The 21,749-nt window shown below is 61.2% G+C and carries 20 protein-coding genes; 8 read left to right on the top strand and 12 right to left on the bottom strand.

Features of this window, described 5'->3' with window-relative positions:
• Both FFS21_RS23830 and FFS21_RS32735 read right to left on the bottom strand, forming a co-directional pair.
• Window positions 1-1,187: HAD-IC family P-type ATPase (locus FFS21_RS23830; RefSeq protein ID WP_137927171.1), on the bottom strand; the 1,187-nt coding region annotated here is incomplete at its 3' end.
• Window positions 1,180-1,452: a DUF2933 domain-containing protein gene (locus FFS21_RS32735; RefSeq protein WP_008652085.1), complete on the bottom strand. Its 273-nt coding sequence runs from the start codon at window positions 1,450-1,452 to the stop codon at window positions 1,180-1,182. The genes FFS21_RS23830 and FFS21_RS32735, both read right to left, overlap by 8 nt.
• Before the next feature lie 161 nt (window positions 1,453-1,613).
• Between FFS21_RS32735 and FFS21_RS23820 the strand changes: the two genes are divergently transcribed.
• A complete protein-coding gene (locus tag FFS21_RS23820) occupies window positions 1,614-2,879 on the top strand; it encodes a type II restriction enzyme NmeDI-related protein (protein WP_008652084.1) in 1,266 nt (421 codons plus the stop codon).
• A gap of 109 nt (window positions 2,880-2,988) precedes the next feature.
• Here the strand turns inward: FFS21_RS23820 and FFS21_RS23815 are convergent, their stop codons facing one another.
• Window positions 2,989-3,225: a hypothetical protein gene (locus FFS21_RS23815; RefSeq protein ID WP_008652083.1), complete on the bottom strand. Its 237-nt coding sequence runs from the start codon at window positions 3,223-3,225 to the stop codon at window positions 2,989-2,991.
• Between the two features lie 122 nt (window positions 3,226-3,347).
• Window positions 3,348-3,809, bottom strand: a complete 462-nt coding sequence (locus tag FFS21_RS23810) for a CzcE family metal-binding protein (protein ID WP_011229397.1) — start codon at window positions 3,807-3,809, stop codon at window positions 3,348-3,350.
• Between the two features lie 391 nt (window positions 3,810-4,200).
• Between FFS21_RS23810 and FFS21_RS23805 the strand changes: the two genes are divergently transcribed.
• From FFS21_RS23805 to FFS21_RS23795, 3 genes are all read left to right on the top strand, one after another.
• Complete coding sequence (locus FFS21_RS23805) at window positions 4,201-4,617, top strand: copper resistance protein CopE (protein WP_223277382.1); 417 nt, start codon at window positions 4,201-4,203, stop codon at window positions 4,615-4,617.
• Window positions 4,618-4,816: 199 nt separating this feature from the next.
• Window positions 4,817-5,026, top strand: a complete 210-nt coding sequence (locus FFS21_RS23800) for a hypothetical protein (protein ID WP_008642736.1) — start codon at window positions 4,817-4,819, stop codon at window positions 5,024-5,026.
• 404 nt (window positions 5,027-5,430) lie between these two features.
• A complete protein-coding gene (locus FFS21_RS23795; protein ID WP_223277383.1) occupies window positions 5,431-6,009 on the top strand; it encodes a site-specific integrase in 579 nt (192 codons plus the stop codon).
• Window positions 6,010-6,234: 225 nt separating this feature from the next.
• On the opposite strand, the gene FFS21_RS23790 is transcribed toward FFS21_RS23795, so the two are convergent.
• From FFS21_RS23790 to FFS21_RS23760, 7 genes are all read right to left on the bottom strand, one after another.
• Window positions 6,235-6,531, bottom strand: a complete 297-nt coding sequence (locus tag FFS21_RS23790; protein WP_008642731.1) for a hypothetical protein — start codon at window positions 6,529-6,531, stop codon at window positions 6,235-6,237.
• Window positions 6,532-7,064: 533 nt separating this feature from the next.
• Entirely contained in the window at window positions 7,065-8,132 is a 1,068-nt protein-coding gene (locus tag FFS21_RS23785) for a porin (RefSeq protein ID WP_008642729.1), read from the bottom strand.
• 204 nt (window positions 8,133-8,336) lie between these two features.
• A complete protein-coding gene (locus FFS21_RS23780) occupies window positions 8,337-9,440 on the bottom strand; it encodes a glycosyltransferase family 2 protein (protein WP_011229396.1) in 1,104 nt (367 codons plus the stop codon).
• Window positions 9,437-9,820, bottom strand: a complete 384-nt coding sequence (locus FFS21_RS23775) for a GtrA family protein (RefSeq protein WP_011229395.1) — start codon at window positions 9,818-9,820, stop codon at window positions 9,437-9,439. Before FFS21_RS23775 ends, FFS21_RS23780 begins: the two co-directional genes overlap by 4 nt.
• Window positions 9,817-11,442 (bottom strand): glycosyltransferase family 39 protein, encoded by a 1,626-nt coding sequence (locus tag FFS21_RS23770; RefSeq protein ID WP_011229394.1) that lies wholly within the window; start codon window positions 11,440-11,442, stop codon window positions 9,817-9,819. Before FFS21_RS23770 ends, FFS21_RS23775 begins: the two co-directional genes overlap by 4 nt.
• Window positions 11,439-12,209: a class I SAM-dependent methyltransferase gene (locus tag FFS21_RS23765; RefSeq protein ID WP_171020481.1), complete on the bottom strand. Its 771-nt coding sequence runs from the start codon at window positions 12,207-12,209 to the stop codon at window positions 11,439-11,441. Before FFS21_RS23765 ends, FFS21_RS23770 begins: the two co-directional genes overlap by 4 nt.
• A 278-nt stretch (window positions 12,210-12,487) precedes the next feature.
• Entirely contained in the window at window positions 12,488-12,883 is a 396-nt protein-coding gene (locus FFS21_RS23760) for a hypothetical protein (RefSeq protein WP_011514840.1), read from the bottom strand.
• 281 nt (window positions 12,884-13,164) lie between these two features.
• Between FFS21_RS23760 and FFS21_RS23755 the strand changes: the two genes are divergently transcribed.
• The 4 genes from FFS21_RS23755 (at window position 13,165) to FFS21_RS23740 (ending at window position 19,669) form a co-directional block, all read left to right on the top strand.
• The gene (locus FFS21_RS23755) at window positions 13,165-13,560 is read left to right on the top strand and encodes a copper/silver resistance protein SilD (RefSeq protein ID WP_008642716.1); all 396 of its coding nucleotides are present in this window, start codon (window positions 13,165-13,167) and stop codon (window positions 13,558-13,560) included.
• Window positions 13,561-13,632: 72 nt separating this feature from the next.
• Complete coding sequence (locus FFS21_RS23750) at window positions 13,633-14,940, top strand: TolC family protein (RefSeq protein ID WP_008642714.1); 1,308 nt, start codon at window positions 13,633-13,635, stop codon at window positions 14,938-14,940.
• The gene (locus FFS21_RS23745; protein WP_011229392.1) at window positions 14,937-16,502 is read left to right on the top strand and encodes an efflux RND transporter periplasmic adaptor subunit; all 1,566 of its coding nucleotides are present in this window, start codon (window positions 14,937-14,939) and stop codon (window positions 16,500-16,502) included. The genes FFS21_RS23750 and FFS21_RS23745 overlap by 4 nt, the downstream gene beginning before the upstream one ends.
• Window positions 16,499-19,669, top strand: coding sequence for an efflux RND transporter permease subunit (locus tag FFS21_RS23740; RefSeq protein WP_011229391.1), 3,171 nt, complete (start codon window positions 16,499-16,501; stop codon window positions 19,667-19,669). The genes FFS21_RS23745 and FFS21_RS23740 overlap by 4 nt, the downstream gene beginning before the upstream one ends.
• A 736-nt stretch (window positions 19,670-20,405) precedes the next feature.
• Here FFS21_RS23740 and FFS21_RS23735 read toward each other — a convergent pair.
• Entirely contained in the window at window positions 20,406-21,248 is an 843-nt protein-coding gene (locus FFS21_RS23735) for a class I SAM-dependent methyltransferase (protein WP_223277385.1), read from the bottom strand.
• Window positions 21,249-21,749: the final 501 nt, after the last annotated feature.

Below are 21,749 nucleotides of genomic sequence, written 5' to 3'. Positions count from 1 at the left end.
GACCGCTGCGCCTGGGCAACCATCTGGACGATCTGCGACAACATGGTCTGCGCACCGACCTTCTCCGACCGAATGATCAGGCTGCCCGAAGTGTTGATCGTCGCGCCAATGACGTGGTCACCCGCGCGCTTTGAAACCGGCATCGGCTCGCCCGTAATCATCGATTCGTCGATGGAGCTGCTACCTTCCGTGACGACGCCGTCCACGGGTACTTTTTCGCCGGGCCGGACCCGCAACAGGTCTCCCACGTGAACGTGGGTCAGGGCCACATCCTCCTCTTGTCCGTCGGTGCCAATGCGGCGGGCAGTTTTTGGTGCCAGGCCGAGCAGAGATTTGATTGCGGCGGAGGTCTGCGAGCGCGCCTTGAGCTCAAGAAGCTGCCCGAGCAGGGTGAGCGAGATGATGACCGCGGCGGCCTCAAAATACACGCCAATACGCCCATGCGCGGCGAACGCGGGCGGGAAAACGCCCGGCGCAATCGTCGCCACCACGCTATAGATATAGGCAGCACCAGTTCCCAGCCCAATCAGGGTCCACATGTTCGGACTGCGATTGATGAACGATTGCAGGCAGCGTTCGAAGAATGGCCAACCCGCCCACAGGACGACCGGCGTCGCCAGAACAAACTCCATCCAGCTTTGCATGTCGGGTGACATCAAGCCCAGCCGAGACCCGAACATCGCGAGTACAAAGACGACTGCGGTCAGCGGCAGCGTCCACCAGAAGCGGCGTCGAAAATCCGTCAGCTCTGGATTTTCGCCGTCCTCGATATCCGGCAACAGCGGCTCCAGCGCCATCCCGCACTTCGGGCAGTTCCCGGGACGATCCCGACGAATCTCCGGGTGCATTGGGCACGTGTAGATGGTCCCTTCCGGCGCGGCAACCGGTTCCGTGGTATCAGAGGTCTTCACCCCCACATACTTCGCCGGCTCCTGCAGAAACTTCTGATGGCAGGAGTTGCTGCAAAAGTAATACTGCTTGCCATCGTGTTCGGCTCGGAATTTTGACTCCGTCGATACGGCCATTCCACACACCGGATCTTTCAAGTCGGCCTCGGACGCGCGATTGCCATCGCATTGCGAGCTATGCCCGGCATGCGAATGGTCATGATGCGCGTCATGATCGCCTGGCGACGCTCCGCCGTGCGCAGAGTGCTCGTGTGGCGGGAGCGGGCTACGGTCATTCATTGTGCGACTCCTGTATTCCGACGCGCTGTTCGTTTGCCTCGTTACCTCTCGCCGAGGATGAATTCCGGTGACGCCCGGCGTGATGGAAATGCATCAACGGGCACAGCAACACTAGCCCAAAAGGCAACATCGATGCAAGCCGCTTCCAGTCCGAGGCAGCGAAAGCGAGCGCGACGATCGACACGGCCCCAAGAGCAAGCCCCGCAATCGCACGCCGGTTGAACCCGGTCTTCGACCCAGCATCCTGTACTACGTGGGAATCCATGACGTCACCTTTCAGACAATTAGCCAAGCCACGACCCGACAACGCTAACTCGATACACCATAATCCTTCCCGCCATGGGAAGGTCAAGTTCGCTTGCGATCGTTTTGGCGCACAGTATTCCGGGTCCGCGGTGATACACTGCCCGGCAAAAAAGTGACGCCATGACAGACACCACCCGAACCCTCATCGAACGCTGGAAATCCGATCCAAGCGGCACCTATCAAACCTGGTTCCTCTGGCCTAAACGCCTCAAGAATTTCAGATCCATCCGGCGCGGGATCGGCGCCGTCGTCGAGGAAATTCACGCAGGCACCTTTGGCAATGCGTACCGAGGATCGTCGCTGGAGACCGTTGTCGCTTCGGTTGCCGAACAGCGGCAGATCTTCAAGGGTGCCGATCACGCGTTTCTCTGGAAGCCGAAACTGCGCATTCCCGATATTTACGAGAACGCCGACAACCAGCGTGCGTTCGCAAGGTTGCTTCACACGTGCAATTGTTGCGATACCGAAGCAGAGATGCTCACCGCGATCCAGCGACTGAGCGGCGTGGGGATCAAAGGCCTCGGCCCCGCCGTCGCCAACCTGCTCTATTTTATCCACCCCACCCTGCTTCCACCGTTCAATACAGCGATCGTGAACGGCTACAACGCCCTGACCGGTGCGGCAGTCAAGCTGGGCAAGTGGGATCACTACCTTGCGATGCGCGATCGCATCCTGGCGCTCAATCATCGCTATCGTGATGTCCTTTCCAATGATCTTGGCGCGCTGGCCGGCCTGTTATTTGACGTCGGCACAGGGCGTTATCCCGCTCCGCCATGCAACGATCTGCCCGGCGAGGTCAGCGCGTGGGAAGACGATCTGGCCAAGGTCAGGGAACAGGCGTCCGCACTCGCCAAGCAGATCCAGGCAGACAAACTTGAAGATGCCACGCATACCGAAGTCCAAGGCTGGCTAAGAGATCTCGGGAAGTCGCTCGGCTACGCGGTTTGGATCGCGACCAACGACCGGGGGCGCGAATACAATGGCGAGCCCCTTAGTCTTGGGTGTTTGTCCGCCTTACCGGCGACGCTGCTCGTCTCGGGCGGTGAGACGGTCCCGCTGATCGACGCGGTCTGGCTGGATCCCGCAACCCTTGAGGTGGCCGCCGCGTTCGAGGTCGAGCATTCGACATCGATCTACTCCGGCATCGTGCGGCTGCTGGATCTTGCCCTGGGCACCAGTCAATCCGCCACCAAACATCTATTCCTCGTGGCGCCAGATAACCGCGAAGCGGAAGTCCGTGCGCAACTCAGCCGGCCGGCATTCAGCCGTGTCGCGGAACTCAACATGCGATACGTCCCATACTCCAGCCTTCGCGAGCATCGGGAGAACATCGCACGCTTTGGCATGGGCATCAAGCCGATCGAGGCGATCGCCAAATCCTTGTAGTTCGCGCTTCACGGCCGGCGGGGCTCCAGAATGCACAACGCCCATGGACGACACCGAGCCTTATTCGGTGCGCCATGGGCGCGTGCCGTCTCAGCCAGGACCTTGACGATCAAGCGCCGTCAGAGAACGTATCGCGGGTTCCGATGGAATGTCCGCCGTCGGTGAACGGGTCACGCGTGCCCATCGAATGCGCACCATCCGTGAACGGATCGCGCCCCCCCATCGAGTGGCCGCCATCAGTATAGGGATCGCGCGGGGAAGTTACCCCGGCGTTCGCGACTCCTGCCGTTCCACCAAGCGTGGCGACTGCCAGCACCAGCAGGACACTCTTCTTCAGCGTTTTCATCGCAATCTCCAAGAGGTTGGGTTCAGCGAACCGTTGATATACAGCTTACGTGACGGTTGCCGACCCCAGCCTGACCGGAACATGACAAAACAGACAGGTGCGCTGTTGGCACTGTCGCCGGGTCAACCGCCGATGTAGAGTTCGCTCTGCTCGATGTACACCCAGACGCCCTGGCCACCAGGCAATTCCGGGAAGAGCACGTTGAGGGCAACGGCCTTGTTACGGTCCAACTGCGCAAAAGCGAAAGTGATCTCGCTCGCCCCACTCTTGAACGTTACGGTCTCGCCCGAATCGACATTCACATACTTCAGGCCCGGCGCAACGTCGACGACGCGCGAGGTGCTTCCCGCCGGCGCCTCGCTGCCGAACAGGGAAGCCTCCGGACCGGGCTTGATAGCGGACAACGAAGAGAGACCGGCTCTGGCGCCATGATCATGCTGTGCAGCCACTTGAATCTGGGCCTGCTGTGACCACCCGGCTGGGTTGGTGGATTCGAGTTTGTCAGCGCTCCATGCAACGGAGGTTGCGAGAAGTGCGGCGACGCCGAGCATGAACGACGCGATCGAGGGCTTTTGAGATGTCATGATGTTCTCCTTATAAGTTTCGGGCCTAACCCTTGCCAACGATGTTAGCCATCCAGCCCATACGAACACCTTACCCACCCGTTACAACTCGGAAAGCTCCGCGAATAGCGCAACCGAGATTGTCAGCGTTGCGTTAGCCTTCCAGACGCTTACGCCAAAGCCTCGCGTCACGATGCATCGTGACCTGTTCCGACGGGCTAGTGGCACCGATGCGATGCCCATCTCAGACCGAAGGACGAGAACCTTTTTTTGCTGCTTCAACATGCTTATGGCTTGCCCCACCCCAATTTCCCTGTCACCGCCTTACGCTCTTATCGAGTGGCTGCGGTCCCTGCCATCGGCCGTTAGCCGTGAACTGCTCCAGGACGCCGTCTCGCCGATGGCTTCATACATGCCAGGCCTCCTCGGAAGTGCGGGAGAACCTGACGTCGACGCGCTGTCGAGCTGGCTACGTAGCAGCAACGACGAACTGCCTGTCGTCACCTGGTCCAAGGTCGTCGCCCTGCGAGCCCATTTGCAGTGTTTGCTGGCGGAGCGCGGCAAAGACGCGTGGTGGGCGCACAGACGCGAAGGCCTGCAGCGAGCTCTGGATGAATTGACGATCGGCAGCAAAGACGGGCATCCTGCCCGATTGCCGGCGGAGCTCCAGTTCTACCTCGCGTCGCTAGCCGCCGAGAGAAGAATCTGGGCGGATGCCATTCGCCAGTGGTACGGCCTGTGTGCGACACAGTTGTCCGACTCCGCGCTCGCGAAATGGGTAATCGCTGAAGATCGCCGCCGATTTGCAGCTCCTCGCAACGAGACCTAGTTCACCCCAAAGCTTTCTGCAGTTGTAATGGGAGGGTCATCTGTAGGTTCGGTTGGCCGGACTAGACTGACATTGTCGAATTGCTAGGGCGTATCGCGCCCCCGACCGTCGTGCCCATTGCGTTCCGGCACACGCGCAGACGATCCTTGTCCAAAGGGGGACCGGATCATATTGAATAGAACTCAACAGGAGGCAACTCATGAAACGCACCACTGCGGCCCTGTTCGCTCTCATGGTCTCGATCATCGGTATCGGCAGCGCCATTGCAGAAACCGCGCGCAATGCTGAGCGTGGACAGATTCATCGACCGAGGGATCCGTACACGGACGGCGCCAAAGCCGCGGACTTCGATGTGTACGGCGGTGGTGCAACGATTGAGCATCGCGTGGGAGAAGACATCGCGAAATAGCCCATCCAGGAATGCAGCGAAGATGCCAGCCTCGCGGCGTCTGACTTGTACGAACACAGGACACGATATCGGCCCACTCCTCCACTGGCCCTCGTCTTCGCATCGCTGGGTCCGATATCCTTGAAATCTGCCGTTCCCCCGGTGGAACCCTTAGCGGTTGCTTCGATCTGGGCAACCGCTCTTTTTTTTGCGAAACGATCCTCCAGACGACTGGGGACTGGGGACTGGGGACTGGCACAGCATCGACCTATCGACAGGTATCGCTACGAACGCCGAGCTACGAGCTGTGACCGGCAGGGGCCGCCGACACGGCCGCCCGGTTGCGCTTTCTCAAACTGTTGGACAGGTTGTGCCGCCACCTGGTCCTCGTTGACCTGCGTGCAGCCAACCCTGTTGCGGAGCTGATGTTGGCCGACCAATGGCTTCAGGACGATCCCGAGTGCCTCTACCTCTCCGAGGAAGTGGATGCACGCCTGCAGGAATTCGTACAACCACTAAGCGGCGACAACCCCACGCAACTGCGATGCCGCGCGATCGTTGCATTTTTTCTCGGCACGGGTGTCACTGCCGGCGAGGGTAGAATGACCCGCGTGCAAGACCTGCTCCCCGACGCGGCGCCCCTCTATTTGCATGTGCCGGCGAAATCCCAGAAATTGCCTCGCACCATCGACCTTGAGTCCTTTTCCGTCGCGCCGTTGTCAGCATGGCTGGCCATCCGCCGCAAGGCACCCGTCTATGGCGACCTGCTGTTCACCCTAAAGCGCACCGGCACCCCCATCACGTACATGAGTCTTGGGAAGATCGTACGCGAGGCCTTCGATGCCATCGGCTTCGACGTGGTGGATATGAGCCCGCGGATTCTACGCAACACGTACTGCCGACGCGCCCTCCTCCAGGGGCTGCGGCGTGACGAAATCACGCGACGCCTCGGACTATCGAGCAATCGGACAGCGGACCGCCTCGCCCAGACCATCCGCCGATAGCATGCTGAGCTTGCGCTTTTCGCGGATGGCGTGATCTTCCTGAATTGAGCGCGCCTGCACCGCGAAGCAACGTCAAAGGAAATCCGCGATTGGCCGCATCCTAGCGCTCGCCACCAAGCCGCTACCGGCATCGAGCTGCAAGCCGATAGGCCCAGGGGCACATTGCCGCGCCTGAGCTTAACAGGATCGTAACGCGCGCATCATGCTTGCGTGAGGCACGGGAAACTACAGTGTTCGCAGGCTGGAGAAGCCGTGCATAAGCGCGGCAAAGAAAACCATGATGATCCGACGATGCATACTAATGGCCGCTGCCGGGGCCTTGTTGGCCTCGCATGCCATGGCGCAGGCCGCCCCGGCCTCACCATACAGCTTGAGCGTGGCTGTGCTGCCGAGCAGATCCGAGGCGTGCAGCCACGTGGCGCCCCACACGGTGAAGACGTGCAGCGATGGCGCGAACGCGGGAAGATACCTGTCGTCTTCTGATGGCGCCCCGCTGTAGCCGCGCCGTGGTAACCGAATCACCGGGGCTGTGCTTCGTTATGTCATCTCTAGCTGAGATGGCAAGAGGTGACCGGCCAAGCCTGACATCCGGGCTGTCTGTCATTGAGATGCTTCGCGACTCCAGCCACACTGCCTCGTGCTCCTGCGGCGCTACGGACACATCAGCGACCAGCCGCCTCACCGCGGCATCCCGGCTATCCGGCCCGCAATAGTGGATCCGACGGATGACAAGGCAAGGAGACCTTGCCGCGCATTCACAAGCGGTGCTGATACATCGCCTTCAGCGTGATGCCCGCCGCAGGAAGGTAACTCGTGTTGTTGCCGTTACCAGCAGTTGGCTGTAGAGCGGATAGTAGTAGCAGTTCAGAAGGTTATGAATCCCGACCGCCACGATGGCATGACATATTCGTCAAGACGTTTTTAAATTCTATACCGTCAATAATTTCCGGAATACGGCAATGTCTCTATGAATGTGTACAAAAAAAGGACCACCGATATGGTGGCCTCAAGCTCTCTTGTTGTTAGCAAGGGAGTGTCGATCTTGAAGAATTCGATTAGAACTTGTGACGTACGCCGATGACCGCGCCAACCTGGTTCTTGCCCGGCGCGACACTGGTAGGTGCACCCGAAAGCGAGTTGTAGCCGTTCAGGCCGAGCTGCGAGCCATTCTTGTTCCTCGCATAGGCCACGTTCATATAGACGTCCGTGCGCTTCGAGAAGGCATAGTCGGCCGACGCCACGAACATGAGCGGATCGGCACTGGAGTTGCGCGTATCCGTGTAGTAGGCAGCGCCCGTCAGGCTCAGCGCCGGCGTCATGCTGTAGCGCAGACCGGCCCAGTACAGGTTAGCCCCGCTGGCAGCCAGCGTGCCGGCGTTACCATTGAACCAGCGATACCCCAGGAAGGCCTTCGCGGGACCGAATGCATAACTCGCACCCACCAACGCGCGACGGTCCTTTCGTTCGTCCGTTGCCACAGTCGAGCCGCGGAACTCGTCATAGACCGCGCCAACGGCGAGACCGCCGGTCTCGTACATCAGCGAGATGCCGATGTTACGATCGACTTTGAAATTTCCGGGGATCTCGCCCCCACCTGTGCGGCTGAAGCTGTACAAGGCGGTGGCGGTCAGGCCACCGAACGTTCCACGATACTTGACCGCATTGTCGGCGCGACCGGCAATAATGTCATCGCTGCGATACAGCGAATAGCGCGGTGCGAAGCCCATGGGGTCGAGTTGCAGGCCCACGTCGTAGATCGGCGTGGTTTGGCGACCCAGGGTCACCAGACCATACTTGCTGCCCAGGCCAACCAGGGCGGCCCGGTCAAACAGTCGAGGGCTGCTGCTCAGCACAGCCGTATCCAGCGAGAAGCCGCTTTCGAGTTCGAACACAGCCTTGAGACCGCCGCCGAGATCCTCGCTACCGCGTAGACCCCAGCGCGACGTCGACATATTGCCGGAACTCATGCGGACCAAGTTCGATCCATTGCTAGCAGAAGGCGCGTTGCTGAGGTACTCAATACCCGCATCCGCGACACCGTAAAGCGTCACGTTGGACTGCGCGAACGCCGTGCCCGCAATCAAACTGGCTGTCGCAGCCACGACTCCACATCGAATCTTCATTTCACATTTCTCCTTCAAAGGTAGGCCCTGCAGTGATCGGGAGAATATTAGATTGAATATTACGCATACCTTGCAGGGCGATTACTTGAACATTTTTGGTTGTTAAATGACAACGCCCATCTATAAATTTATCGTTTACCACTATGCCTTGATCTCAGTATTTTTTGAATTCCTATACCGATGCGTACCTATATCATCTCCGCATCACGTCCAATTCTTTCTTACTTCCGACGATGCAATGTCAAGGGGCGCGGGAGAATGTTCCACCGAATCCGCACGCCGCACAGCCCTGACGACAACATCCATAGACCTCGTTGCATCCGAGACCCTTCGGAATGGGATACCCTCCTCATCCATCTCTCTAGCGGGGGTATAGCCCGCAACGAGATAGAGCGGCCGGCGCTTGGCTTCGTTGAACAGACGGCCCACATATTCGCCAAGGATGCCCAGGAAGAAGAGTTGCAGTCCGCCAAGCATCAACACGACGGTCATCAGGGACGGATAGCCTCGCACCGGATCGCCGAATAGCAGCGTTTTGCCAACGGTATAGAGCGCCATCCAAAACGCCGGGACAGCGACGATCAAGCCGACCGACGTGGCGATCCGCAGAGGAATTGTCGAGAATCCCGTGACGCCATCGATCGCGAGCTTCAACAAGCGGCGGTAGTTGAACTTCGTTTTTCCCGAAGCGCGCGCATCCCGGTCGTAGAGGATAGAGGTCTGTCGGTACCCAATCCACGCGTACAGACCTTTCATGAAACGGTTCTGTTCGCGGAGCTGGCCGATGGCCGCGACCGCGCGCTGGCTCATCAGACGAAAATCGCCGGTGTCGGCGGGGATGTCGATGTCACTCACCTTCCCCATCAGGCGATAGAAGCAGTGGGCCGTGGCTTTCTTCAGGAAGGATTCGCCCTCCCGGGTCCGCCGGGTCGCGTAGACGACATCGAAACCTTGCTCCCACTTGTTAATCAGGGTGGGGATCAGTTCCGGCGGATCCTGCAGATCGGCGTCGATGACGACGACGGCGTCGCCGCACGCGACATCCAATCCCGCGGTCAATGCGGCTTCCTTGCCGAAATTCCGGCTCAATTCGATGATGCCGACTTTCTCATCGGCGCCCCGTATTGTCCTGAGCACATCGAGGGTCCGATCCCGGCTTCCATCGTCCACGTAGATAACTTCCGACGTATAGGGAAGGGTTCCCAGGACGGCGCCGAGACGCGCATGGAACAGGGGCAAGACCTGCTCCTCATTGAAAATGGGAACGACCACCGATACTGTTCCCTGCAACCGCTTATCCGAACTCATCGTGACTCCCTGTTCAGGAACGTCCAATTGGCATGCAATGTGTAGTTGATGAGCATGAGGAGAAACGTGGACAGGACCTGTGCGAGAAGGTAGTGAAGCCCCGCCCGCAGTCCGATCCACATGAACGCAGCGTTAAGCCCGAAGGCGAGCACCGAGACTGCTAGGAATCTCGCAAAGCGCGACGAAGCATCCGACGCGCGCACGAACACCCACCGACTGCTCAGGAAATAATTCGTCAGGAGCCCCGCCACGCTGCCGACAATCGAACCCAACAATGCAATATCCCCCTGCCTAACAAGCAGGATCAGCACGAGGTAATGCACGCCGGTCGCGGTCGCGCCGGTGACCAGGTAGCGGAGAAATTTGGACGACACTGTCATCGCTTCTCCAAGAGCACCGTCGTGCCCCTACGCGCCACCACCAGACTCTCAGGCCCCAGGTCTGGGGACAGTTGCGCATAGGTTGCCTCGCGCATAACGGCGAGCTTGTGTCCGGGCTCGCCCCAGCGCGGCAGGAATGTCGCGTAGCTATCGATCCACCGCTGGGGCTCGACAGAATAGCCAAGATCCAGCTCGTCCCTGGCAACCACCACCTGGGGAAGCATTCCGGAGTAGAACGCCAGGCCCCTATCGATCTGCCCGACGTTGAACAGTTCGGTATCGGCGCGGCGCAATGCCTTGACGGCTAGGCCAATCGGCTTGATCGACAGGGATTCGAAGGCCATGGATGCCACGAGCCCCAGCTGAAGGCTGCCAATCGATGCAAGAGCTGCCACTGCAACGGCAATGCCACGTCGACCTGACAGGGCAAGGGCACCGGCAACCAGCCCGCCAACCACCAGGGCGCCGATGGTTAGCGTGCTCCAGAAGGAGAAATGACGAAGATCCGAGATCCCGCGCCTGAGCACCTTGTCCGATAGCTCGGGGATCCATTGCAGTCCCGCGATCAGGATGCCGAGTATGACCATCAGCGAGCATCCGACCACTACCCATCTCGTGCGCACGCGCAGGATGGCGTCACCAACGAGCACGGCGAGCGGCGGAAATGCCGGCAGGATATACAGGGGCAGCTTCGATCGCGAGACAGAGAAGAAGACAAGCACAATCAGCGTCCACACCAACAGGAATAAACGCGGGTCAAATGTCCCCGAACGCCTCGCAGGTCGGTAGCGCTGCCAGACTGTGGCGGGGATGACGCCGGCCCACGGCAGCATTCCCGCGACCAGCACCGCGGCGAAGAACCAAGCAGGCTTGTTACGGGCATGAACGGAGGAAGTGAAGCGCGCAAGGTGTTCGTGGACGAAGAAATAATTGAGAAATTCCGGATTGCGAACCGACACTGTGACGATCCACGGGAGCGCGAGGACGCACGCGAACAGCCCCCATATCCAGAAGTCGCGACGTCTGAACAGTCCGAACTGCCTGGTGAGCACGGCGTAGACCACAATGGTCGCGGCGGGCAGCACGATCGCAATCAATCCTTTGGCAAGGAAGGCCAGTCCCAACAGGCCCCAGACGAGCGGATAGAGGCGTCTATCGGCATTCCTTGCCGCCACCGCATACACAAGGATGGCGTTGCCTAGCAGTGCGGCGACGCCGATATCTGTCGTGGTCAGGTTGGAGCCTAGTATCCATAGCGGCGAGCCGGCCAGCACCAGGGTGGAGGTGAGCCCCACTCGCCGCCCGAAGAGTGCCGTCGCCGACCAACCGGCGACCAGGATGGCACTGGCCCCGATCAACGAACTCCAGAGTCTCGCGCTCCATTCACTGACGCCAAACACCGCAAACGCCGCCGCGGTCGCCCAATACTGAAGTGGCGGCTTGTCAAAGAACTTGACGCCGTTCAGCCGAGGGGTCGCCCAGTCGCCCGAGACGAACATCTCCCGGGCAACTTCGGCGTAACGCCCCTCATCCGGCTCGTAGAGCGGCCGGATCGAAAGGGTCGCGAACCATAGCAAGATGGCAATGACAATGAGCGAAAACCAGAGAACGCGAGACTTCACGAAGGCTTCCTCGCGGCGACAAGTAGGGAGCCGCCTAGCGAAAACCTCAGACCGGCAAGAATCAACTGTCGCTCGGCGGCACAGATGCCGCCGAAAATGCGGTTAAGCGTCGTGCCAATTCGGAAGCCGTCGTCCACAGCGTCCTTGGGCGGCTTGAGCCTTTGCTGCAATCTCGAGAGCGCCATCGCCGGCAGAAGCAGCGACATGAAGGAGGTGGCGTAGACGGGCTGGAATCCGGCGGCCCGCACCTTGCCAAGCAACTCACTGTATGTGTAGCGTCGCTTGTGCTTCGCCGCATCGTCAAGATGGCTCCACAGGCTAGGATGCTGGGGCACGGTAAGGATGAGGCCGCCGCCAGCGCGACAAGCCCGGTACATCTCTGCCAAGACACGCTTATCGTCGTCGACGTGTTCGATCACATCGAACGCCCCGATCACATCAAAGGCAGCGGTAAAGGGCAGCGCGCGGGCGTCCATCTGGATGAACTGGGCGTTGGACTTGTTGCGGGCCGAGGCCAGTGCCTGCAGCGACGCCTCCCCACCGCAAATGCGCGCATGCGGAAAGCGCTGCTCGATGGCCTTGAGGTTCTCGGCGGTCCCGCACCCGATGTCCATGAAGGACCTGAGTGTCGGGAAATGGCTCTGCAGGACGTCAAGAATCAGCCGCCGCCGATGAACGAACCAAAAGTGTGTGGCTTCGAGCTTTTCGTACTCCTCGAAGAGAGGTTCGTGATAGCCATCATGGTCGGCCAGCATGGCCGGCGCCATGCAGACCAATCCATCCTGACTCATCGGTTGCCAGCCGCACGCGGCGCAACTCCAGATTTCGTGCTTGATAGGGGCTCTGCACTGAATGCATGCGCGCATGGTCGTCTCCCGTTCGAGGTTCCTGCTCCACGCGTTGGCTTGCCGACGCACGGGCGAGGTTGTCCCACGGCAACGCGTCAACGCGATGACGTGGCAAGTGAATTGAGATACCTAGGTACTAGGCAGCAAGGCGTCGCAATCCGATGAGGGCGGGACTGCGATCGGGGTGAAGCCCCAATTCACACAGGAGTGGAGGGTGGACGAAGAAGCACGTCTGGAATGAAACTGGCGAGGAGCGCGGCCGTCCTGCCCGCCACCTCGAACGATTCCGGCTGCCGCAGCCAGAAGCCCGAGAACCATCCGGGGGCCTGGCTCATGGCAATGCAAGCGTCGCACGTGTGACCGTCCGCATCAGGATCCAGTTTTCCCCGCGAAGCGCTGTGCTGTGTATTGTGGTGGCACGGCTTGTCCGGGTTGGTGACTGTTTCCTCCACGTCGATCTCGAGGCCCATTGCCGCATCATTGCGCAACCGGTCATGCGCTGGGCAACCGCCGTGTACGGGCGCTCCCATCGCCTGCAGCGGCAATGCGAGGATCATGAACCACAGCAGGAGGCGGGACAGCAAGCGTCTCATTCGACGGCACAGAAAGGCGGAATTTCGTCTCAGCGTATTCTAGAGAGCCGGCCTGTCAGCAAAATGACTCACACATGACAGGGCCGCCATGCACCAGAATCAGGCGGGGCGCACGGCGCCCAGACGGACCGAATCCCTTGCGCACGACCATCGTCGGCTTTTCCGACCGATGGTCAAGTGCCGCACTTCGTGAGCGTCTTTGATCCAGGACAACCCACTGCAGACTTATTGCCGGAAGTAAAATCAAGGCTGCTAGGATTCGCCCACTTGATTCCCGGCTCATGCACGCCTCCTATCGCCGGCACTGGATTGCCGCATTCCTGTTGATTTCGTTCCTGACAGTTCAACTGGCAGCGGCCGCCTACGCCTGTGAGGGCAGCCGGTATGCGCTGAGCCTGACGGCGAGCATGACCGGGATGGCGGAATCCTGTCCGGACATGGCAATCAAGCGGGGCCATTCGCATGCAGGCCTGTGCCAGGCGCATTGCCACCAGGACAGCAAATCTGCCGATCATGCGAGCCCGCAACTGCCCGTATTCCAGGCGGCCTCGGTTAGCCCGGTAGCCACACCTGACCTGACACCGATCCTTGGCGGGTATCGGCTGGCCACGGGCAACCCCGTCCCACGACCGCCTCCCCGCCCGCTCGCGATCCTCCATTGCTGTTTCCGCATTTAGCCCGCGAAGCAACGTCCGCTATCGTGCCCTGAGTCGTCAAGACCAAGGGAGTCGTTGCTTTGTGGAGGCTTTATGTTTTTGCGTTTTCCCCTAGCGCGCGGGCGGCGGTGGTCGCTCGCCCTCTCGCTCATCGCGGCCGCCCATCCCGGATGGGCGCAATCGGCCGCACCCCTGTCGTTGCAGGAAGCCGTGGTGCTCGCCTCGGCGCATGCCTCGGACGCTGAGACGTCGCGCGCAGCAATCCAATCCGCCTTGGAAATGGCGGTTGCGGGCAGGCAACTGCCGGACCCGGTTCTCAAGGTTGGCGTCAACAACGTGCCCGCCGATGGACGGGATCGCTTCTCAATCGGCACGGAATCGATGACGATGCGCTCGATCAGCGTGATGCAGGAACTGACGCGATCAGCCAAGCGTGAAGCGCGCGCACGACGCTTCGAGGCCGAGGCCTCGTCGGCGCAGGCGCAACGCACGGCCGCGCTCGCCGCCGTACAGCGTGGCGCGGCACAGGCGTGGCTCGATCGGCTCTATGCCGAGCGGGCAACCGTCGTGCTGGCGGAACAGGCGCAGTCCATCGGGCTGATGATCGACGCTGCCCGCGCTGCCTATCGTGGCAACCGCGGCCCCCGGACCGATATCCTGACCGCTGAACTTGAGTTGCAGCAATTGCGCGACCGGGAGGACGAGGCGCGCGCCGCTGTGTCGACAGCCAGAGCAATGCTGCAGCGCTGGGTCGGTGACGCCGCCGTGCGCCCCCTGGGTGACAGTCCGACGCTTGCGATACCCGCGTGGCTCGCCAATCTCGATGGCAGCGTCGTGTCCCAGTTGCCCGATGTGGCCACCGCCGAGGCCCAGGTCGGCGTCGCGGAGGCCGAGGGCAGCGTGGCGCGGGAAAACAGGATTCCGGACGTCAGCGTGGAGTTGATGTACAGCCAGCGCGGCCCAGCGTACTCGAACATGGTTTCGGTCAACCTATCCCTGCCTTTGCCCTGGGATCGGAAGAACCGGCAAGATCGTGAGCTCGCCGCGAAGCTCTCACAGGCCGATGCAGCGCGAGCCCAAGCCGAAGCGGTTCGACGTGGGCTACAGGGCCAACTGCGCGGCAAGCGAGCCGAACTCGGCCTGAACCAGTCGCGGCTGGAACGTTATCGCGACGTCACGGTGCCGCTGGCCAGAACGCAGACAGAAGCAGCACTGACGGCGTATCGCGCCGGTGCCGGCACGCTCTCCGCAGTCGCCGACGCGAGCCGCAAAGCGCTCAATCTCTCGCTGGAACGCCTGAAGTTGGAGGCCGCGACGGCCCGGCTGTGGGCCGAGCTCAATTTCCTGATGCCGCTTGCGACTGAAGCAATGCCGGCATCCACGCAAGGGGATCAACCATGAAAACGACCGCAATCGCGCGCGTCGCGATGAGTCTCGCCGTTGCGGCGGGCCTGGGTGGCGCATATTACCTTGGACAACAGCAACGTCATCAGCAAGCTTCCGGATCCGCAACGGTCAATGGGCCCCACGACGGCCATGATCCGGCCGCGGGCGCCGAGCTCAAGACCGGCAAACGGATTCTCTACTGGCGCGACCCGATGGTACCGGGGCAGCGCTTTGACAAGCCGGGCAAATCCCCTTACATGGATATGCCGCTGATACCGGTGTATGAAGAGGAAAATGCCGACGGCGCCGCGGTGCGCATCGACGGCCGCGTGACGCAGAACCTCGGCGTCCGGACCGCGGAAGTAAAGCTCGGCCGGCTGGAGATGGCCCTGCAGGTCCCCGGCAATGTCGCCATCAACGAGCGCGGCATCGAAGTCATTCAGGCGCGAACCACCGGGTTCGTCGAACACACTTACGTGCGGACCACCATGGAAACGGTCCGCAAAGGCCAGGCGCTCGCCCAGGTCTATTCGCCAGACTGGGTGGCGGCGCAGGAAGAGTACCTGGCCGTCGCGCGCATGCCGGGTAACCCGCAGCCCGAACTGCGCGACGCCGCGGTGGCGCGCATGCGGCAGGTAGGCATGACAGACGGCCAGATCCGCGTAGTGCAGGCAAGCGGCAAGCTCCAACCGCGGCTCACGGTCAATAGCGCGGTCGACGGCATTGTCACTGAGGTCGGCGCTCGGGACGGCATGACCGTTCCCCCTGGCATGACGCTCTTTCGCATCGCCAGCCTGGCAACGGTGTGGGTGCTCGCCGAAGTGCCTGAAAGCCAGGCGGCTGCCCTGCGGCCTGGCCAGGCGGTAATGGCAAGCACCACGGCGCTGCCGAATCTGGCGCTGCCCGGCAAGGTGGACACGATCTTGCCGGACGTCAGCGCCGGTACGCGCACGATCAAGGTACGGATCGAACTGCAGAACAAGGACAGGAAACTGTTGCCGGGCATGTTCGTGTCGGTACGCATGGTGCCGGCGGGCGCAACAGAACGGCTGCTCGTGCCCAGCGAGGCACTAATCCGGACCGGAGCGCGCACCATTGCCATGGTGGCCAAAGGCGAAGGTGGATTTGATCCGGTAGAAGTCAAGGCGGGCGCAACCGCCGGTGGCCAGAGCGAGATCCTCGAGGGCCTGAAGGCGGGCCAGCAAGTCGTGGTTTCCGGACAGTTCCTCATTGATTCAGAAGCGAGCCTGCGCGGGACCGTCGCACGCATGCAGGAAACTACTTCCGGCCCCCCGGTTGACAGCGCCGCCTCCGAGGCGTCGGCCGCTGGCCCCGAGCATCGTGCAGTAGGGCGCATCCAGTCCATCGGCGAGCGCAGCCTGATCATCGCTCACGAGGCCATCCCGTCAGCCCAGTGGGGCGCCATGACAATGGAGTTTGCCGCGCCACCTGCCGGCCTTCCGCAGGGACTGAAAGCGGGCGATCGCGTCGCGTTCAGCTTCCGGTTGGATCCCCACGGCATGGCGACGCTCGTCACCGTCGCGCCGCAAGTCCAGACCGCGGGAGCCAAGCCATGATCGCCAGTCTGATCCTTGCGTCCATCCGCAACCGCTTCCTGGTCCTTCTTGCCACGGTGATGCTGACCGCGTGGGGGCTTTGGGCCGTGCGAAGTACGCCACTGGATGCCCTGCCCGACCTCTCCGACGTGCAGGTCATCATTCGCACCCCATTCCCTGGGCAGGCTCCCCAGATTGTGGAGAACCAGGTCACCTATCCGCTGACCACCACGATGCTGTCGGTGCCCGGCGCGAAGACCGTGCGCGGATACTCGTTCTTCGGCGACTCCTATGTCTACGTATTGTTCGAGGACGGCACCGACCTGTACTGGGCCCGTTCACGCGTTCTTGAGTACTTGAACCAGGTCCAGTCCCGGCTGCCGGCCGCCGCCAAGCCTGCGCTTGGTCCCGACGCTACCGGCGTGGGTTGGGTCTATGAGTACGCGCTCGTGGACAAGAGCGGACAGCATGACCTGTCACAGCTGCGCGCCCTTCAGGACTGGTTCTTGCGATTTGAGCTCAAGTCCTTGCCCAATGTCGCAGAGGTTGCCTCGTTGGGCGGGATGGTCAAGCAGTTCCAAATTGTGCTGTTGCCCGACCGGCTTCGCGCCTACAACCTGTCACAAGGGAAGGTGCTGGCCGCACTCAAGGGGGCCAATCAGGAAACCGGGGGCTCAGTATTGGAACTGGGTGAAGCCGAATACATGGTGCGCGCTACCGGGTACCTGAAGACGCTGGATGACTTTCGGCAGGTGCCGATCGTGACGAGCGACGCCGGTATTCCGGTCAGACTGGGCGATGTCGCCGTGATTCAACTGGGCCCAGAGATGCGCCGCGGCATCGCGGAGCTCAACGGCCAAGGCGAAGTCGCGGGCGGGGTCATTATCCTGCGATCGGGGAAGAACGCGCTGGAGACGATCAACGCCGTCAAGGCCAAACTGCAGACCTTGCAGAAAAGCCTGCCTGACGGCGTCGAGGTCGTCACCGTCTACGACCGGTCGGCGCTGATCAGTCGCGCAGTCGACAACCTCACCACCAAGCTGCTGGAGGAGTTTGCGGTCGTCGCAGTGGTCTGCCTGCTCTTTCTCTTTCACTTGCGCTCGGCACTGGTCGCCATCATCTCGTTGCCGCTTGGCGTGCTGGCGGCATTCCTTGTCATGCGCTATCAGGGCGTGAACGCCAACATCATGTCACTGGGGGGTATTGCAATCGCAGTCGGCGCGATGGTCGACGCCGCGGTCGTCATGATCGAGAACGCCCATAAGCACCTGGAACACTGGCACGTCAAGCATCCACAGCAAGAACTTGAGGCGCAAGAGCGATGGCGCCTTATCGGTGAGTCGGCCGCAGAGGTCGGTCCTGCCCTGTTCGTCTCATTGCTGATCATCACCCTGTCGTTCATTCCAGTCTTTACCCTGGAGGCACAGGAGGGCAGGTTGTTCTCGCCATTGGCGTTCACCAAAACCTACTCCATGGCGGCGGCGGCGGGTCTCTCCGTCACATTGATCCCCGTGCTAATGGGCTATATGATTCGTGGCAAGATCCCTTCCGAGCAAGCCAATCCTCTCAACCGCCTGCTGATCCGCGCTTATCACCCGCTGCTCAACAAGGTGCTCAGGTACCCCAAGACCACCGTGGCGCTGGCGGGCGTGCTCCTGGTTGCGACCGCCTGGCCCATCATGCGCACTGGCGGGGAATTCATGCCACCGCTGGACGAAGGCGATCTGCTCTACATGCCCTCCGCTCTGCCAGGGCTTGCGGCCGGCAAGGCGTCGCAGTTGCTGCAACAGACCGACCGGCTGATCAAGACGGTCCCTGAAGTGGCGTCCGTGTTTGGCAAAGCCGGCCGCGCCGACAGTGCGACGGACCCCGCGCCGATTGAGATGTTCGAGACGACCATTCGCTTTAAGCCGAAGGATCAGTGGCGTCCCGGCATGACAACCGACAAGCTGGTCGAAGAATTGGACCGCATTGTCAAGGTACCGGGCCTGTCCAATATCTGGGTACCGCCGATCCGCAATCGCATTGACATGCTCGCGACCGGCATCAAGAGTCCCGTGGGTATCAAGGTCGCCGGCACGGACCTCAAGGAGATCGACAGACTCGCCACACGTATTGAAGAGGCCGTCAAGACAGTCCCCGGCGTGACATCTGCGCTGGCCGAACGGCTCACGGGCGGGCGCTACATCGATGTCGACATCGACCGCGCGGCAGCAGGCCGCTACGGTCTGAACATCGAGGACGTCCAATCGATTGTTTCCTCGGCCATCGGGGGTGAAACCGTTGGTGAGGTGGTCGATGGACTCGCACGATTCCCCATCAACGTTCGGTATCCGCGCGACGATCGGGACTCCATCGATGCACTGCGGCGCCTGCCAATTGTGACCGACAGCGGCTTACAGATTGCGCTGGCCGATGTGGCCCGCATTACTGTCATGCAGGGCCCACCGATGTTGCGCAGTGAGAACGCACGTCTTTCCGGTTGGGTATATGTTGACATTCGCGGCAGAGATCTTCGGTCCACCGTGCGTGACATGCAGGCCGCCGTGGCGAAGGCCGTACCAATGCCCGCCGGGTATGCCCTCAGTTGGTCAGGCCAGTTCGAGTATCTGGAGCGTGCTACGGCCAAACTCAAGGTCGTCGTCCCCTTTACCTTGCTGATCATCTTCGTACTGCTCTATCTAGTTTTCGGCCGGCTGGATGAAGCCATGCTGATCATGGGCACGCTCCCCTTGGCCCTAATAGGCGGCTTCTGGCTGCTGTATCTGTTGCGCTACAACCTCTCTGTGGCTGGGATAGTTGGGTTCATCGCGCTTGCGGGTGTGGCCGCAGAGTTCGGCGTCATCATGCTGCTGTATCTCAAGCACGCGTGGCACGACCGGTTGGCGCGCGGTGAAGATACGCTAGATGCGTTGCTCGACGCCATCCAGGAGGGTGCGGTATTGCGCGTCCGGCCGAAGGCGATGACGGTGGCGGTCATCCTGGCGGGCCTGATTCCGATCATGTGGTCACATGGCACAGGGTCTGAGGTCATGCAACGGATTGCTGCGCCAATGGTGGGTGGCATGGTGACAGCGCCGCTGCTATCGATGTTCGTCGTGCCCGCCGTATATCTGTTGCTGCGCCGGCGCTTGTTGCCCTCGCCCTCCACCACCGCCAAGCAGGCAGAACTGGAGCGGGCCGTGTAGCAACTGTGCCTGGCGAGTCCCGGGGGCCGCCAGGCCAGTCTTCAGTGCATTGGGAACGTTCACCAGTGCGGCGCGCATCCATGAGAGGGCACCCGCCCTACGGCACTTCCCGGGCGTTTGCTCGAGGTGCCGCCACAATATCAAGACACCGCGCTGGTGAGCTCCCGCAACACGTAGGGCACCCTCCGTCGGCAAATCGCCGCGACCCACCTTCTGGACAGCTAGCACACCAGGCCCGAAAATCCCCGTATGCGTCCGCCTCCCATCCTGCATCTGCCGCCCGCGGTCGTCGCGGTAATTCTGGTCGGGCTGGTGACCATCCTCAGCTTGATTGTCCTGCTAGCCCGGCACCTGCATCGCAGCCAACCGCCGCCTCGCAAGCACCGCAGCAAGAGTCCCAAACCAGGGCGCTTGCGCAAATGACCTTGCGGACAGTGCTGCGGCCCAACAGCGGCGACGCCAAGTTGTACGAACGCGGGTAGGCCGCCGTTATTTCCGACGGCCAGAGCGAGGGCTCTTTCGGGGCCGGCCCCGGCGCGGCAGCCGCGGGCGCCCGCGACCATAGGTGCGATTCAGATAGATGACAAATGCCAGGAACGCAATGATGCAGAGCACGGCAACCAGCAATAGCGAGGACAGCACGCCATGCGGCAAATCGAAGACGTAATATCGGTTCAAGTTTCCAATCGCCCTGTGTGGCAGGCCGCCTCTCGTGCGTACTCAGTGAACGCCATCCTCAAGCGAATCGGCGCACGGCGACGATCAGCGCACCATCGCCATTGGCGAACCGCACGCCGCCCTTCTCCAATTGCCTCTCGATCATGCAGAGTCCGCCAAACATGTCATTCAGGATGGGACCACGGCGTCGATGGTCGCCAACCGCCATGGGGAACGGACGCGTCCTTTGCTTGCTCATGCTCAGCGTCATAAGCGGCAATGCCAACGTGCAGAATGTCTGGCTGTGTACGACAGTGAAACCTGCGGCATTGACCTTGCGAATCAGTGCGGGAAGCGTGTAGCGCGCTTCTGGCGCCCTCGGGGCATTGCCGCGCAGTCGTCGCGTTCGTTGATGCGGTACGGTCACGACAATACCGCCACCCTGGCGACAAGCCTTACGCAACTGGTCAAGCACTATCCCGTCTGACGCGGCATGCTGCAGGACGTCGAACGCCCCGATGACGTCAAAGGCGTCCGCGAACGGCAGGTGCATAGGATCCATCTGCAAACAGGAAAAGCCATATTCCCGGCGCACCTCGCGTAGTGCATCCACGCAACGGTCGGCCGCGACCAGCGTGGCGGCCGGATAGCATGTCCGGAAATCATCCAGGAATTTTCCCGCACCGCAGCTCAGATCCAAGAATGACTCAATCTGCGGGAACCACCGAGACAAGGCCTCGATGATCAGTCGGCGGCGATATGCAAACCAGAAGTTCCGGTCTTCAACGTGCGCAAATTCCCGCAACAGCGACGCTTGATTCCCATCGTGATCCCCGATCAGTTCGGGTGCGAGGCACACAATGCCTGATGTCGACGGCGGCTGCCAGTCGCAGGACCAGCAATGCCACCCCTGCGTGGACAATGCATTGCCACATCTCACGCACGATCGCATCGCCGGCCTCAGATTGAAATCGGAGGCCCTCCCGCAAGGGGCCCTCCATCGCTTTGCAGAATCCTCGTACTCACCCAGGCTGGCGTTGAGCCCACGCGCGATGCGGCGGCGTGCTGGCGAAGTCGTCTGGACGCGTATCCGACTCACACATCCATGCGCGCGGTCAGAAGGCTGACATTCGATTTTATGGAGATGACCTGTCGCAAACATGACGGGGAAATTACCAGGCGCCGCACCCGTTGCTATCTGCGGCAACATCGGACAACATGCACGGCGGCGCGGCCTTTTTCCAACAGATGCGAACGATGTCATGGATTCGACGCCGACAATCCACACCGCGCCTGTGGCGACTTGTGATTGCAGACTTTAGGGATTTCCTGGACAGCGCCGCGCCAGACCAGTGCGCTCAGCGTTTTCGTCAGCCCGGCCTTGGCCAACTTTGGTTTCGATCGTCGTGGGCAATGCGCCCGA

The sequence above is a fragment of the Cupriavidus sp. 2SB genome (assembly GCF_005503625.1).
GTDB lineage: Bacteria > Pseudomonadota > Gammaproteobacteria > Burkholderiales > Burkholderiaceae > Cupriavidus.
The sequence above is the reverse complement of the archived record's forward strand: the minus strand, read 5'-3'. Positions and strand labels throughout refer to the sequence as shown.

Bases quoted from the DNA above. Each gene is read 5' to 3' on its own strand.
- FFS21_RS23760 (WP_011514840.1), bottom strand. From the start codon at position 12,883: ATGAGACGCTTGCTGTCCCGCCTCCTGCTGTGGTTCATGATCCTCGCA.
- FFS21_RS23815 (WP_008652083.1), bottom strand. From the start codon at position 3,225: ATGAAAACGCTGAAGAAGAGTGTCCTGCTGGTGCTGGCAGTCGCCACG.
- FFS21_RS23740 (WP_011229391.1), top strand. From the start codon at position 16,499: ATGATCGCCAGTCTGATCCTTGCGTCCATCCGCAACCGCTTCCTGGTC.
- FFS21_RS23795 (WP_223277383.1), top strand. From the start codon at position 5,431: ATGTTGGCCGACCAATGGCTTCAGGACGATCCCGAGTGCCTCTACCTC.
- FFS21_RS23810 (WP_011229397.1), bottom strand. From the start codon at position 3,809: ATGACATCTCAAAAGCCCTCGATCGCGTCGTTCATGCTCGGCGTCGCC.
- FFS21_RS23785 (WP_008642729.1), bottom strand. From the start codon at position 8,132: ATGAAGATTCGATGTGGAGTCGTGGCTGCGACAGCCAGTTTGATTGCG.
- FFS21_RS23765 (WP_171020481.1), bottom strand. From the start codon at position 12,209: ATGGCGCCGGCCATGCTGGCCGACCATGATGGCTATCACGAACCTCTC.
- FFS21_RS23755 (WP_008642716.1), top strand. From the start codon at position 13,165: ATGCACGCCTCCTATCGCCGGCACTGGATTGCCGCATTCCTGTTGATT.
- FFS21_RS23820 (WP_008652084.1), top strand. From the start codon at position 1,614: ATGACAGACACCACCCGAACCCTCATCGAACGCTGGAAATCCGATCCA.
- FFS21_RS23750 (WP_008642714.1), top strand. From the start codon at position 13,633: ATGTTTTTGCGTTTTCCCCTAGCGCGCGGGCGGCGGTGGTCGCTCGCC.
- FFS21_RS23805 (WP_223277382.1), top strand. From the start codon at position 4,201: ATGCCAGGCCTCCTCGGAAGTGCGGGAGAACCTGACGTCGACGCGCTG.
- FFS21_RS23780 (WP_011229396.1), bottom strand. From the start codon at position 9,440: ATGAGTTCGGATAAGCGGTTGCAGGGAACAGTATCGGTGGTCGTTCCC.
- FFS21_RS23775 (WP_011229395.1), bottom strand. From the start codon at position 9,820: ATGACAGTGTCGTCCAAATTTCTCCGCTACCTGGTCACCGGCGCGACC.
- FFS21_RS23745 (WP_011229392.1), top strand. From the start codon at position 14,937: ATGAAAACGACCGCAATCGCGCGCGTCGCGATGAGTCTCGCCGTTGCG.
- FFS21_RS23800 (WP_008642736.1), top strand. From the start codon at position 4,817: ATGAAACGCACCACTGCGGCCCTGTTCGCTCTCATGGTCTCGATCATC.
- FFS21_RS32735 (WP_008652085.1), bottom strand. From the start codon at position 1,452: ATGGATTCCCACGTAGTACAGGATGCTGGGTCGAAGACCGGGTTCAAC.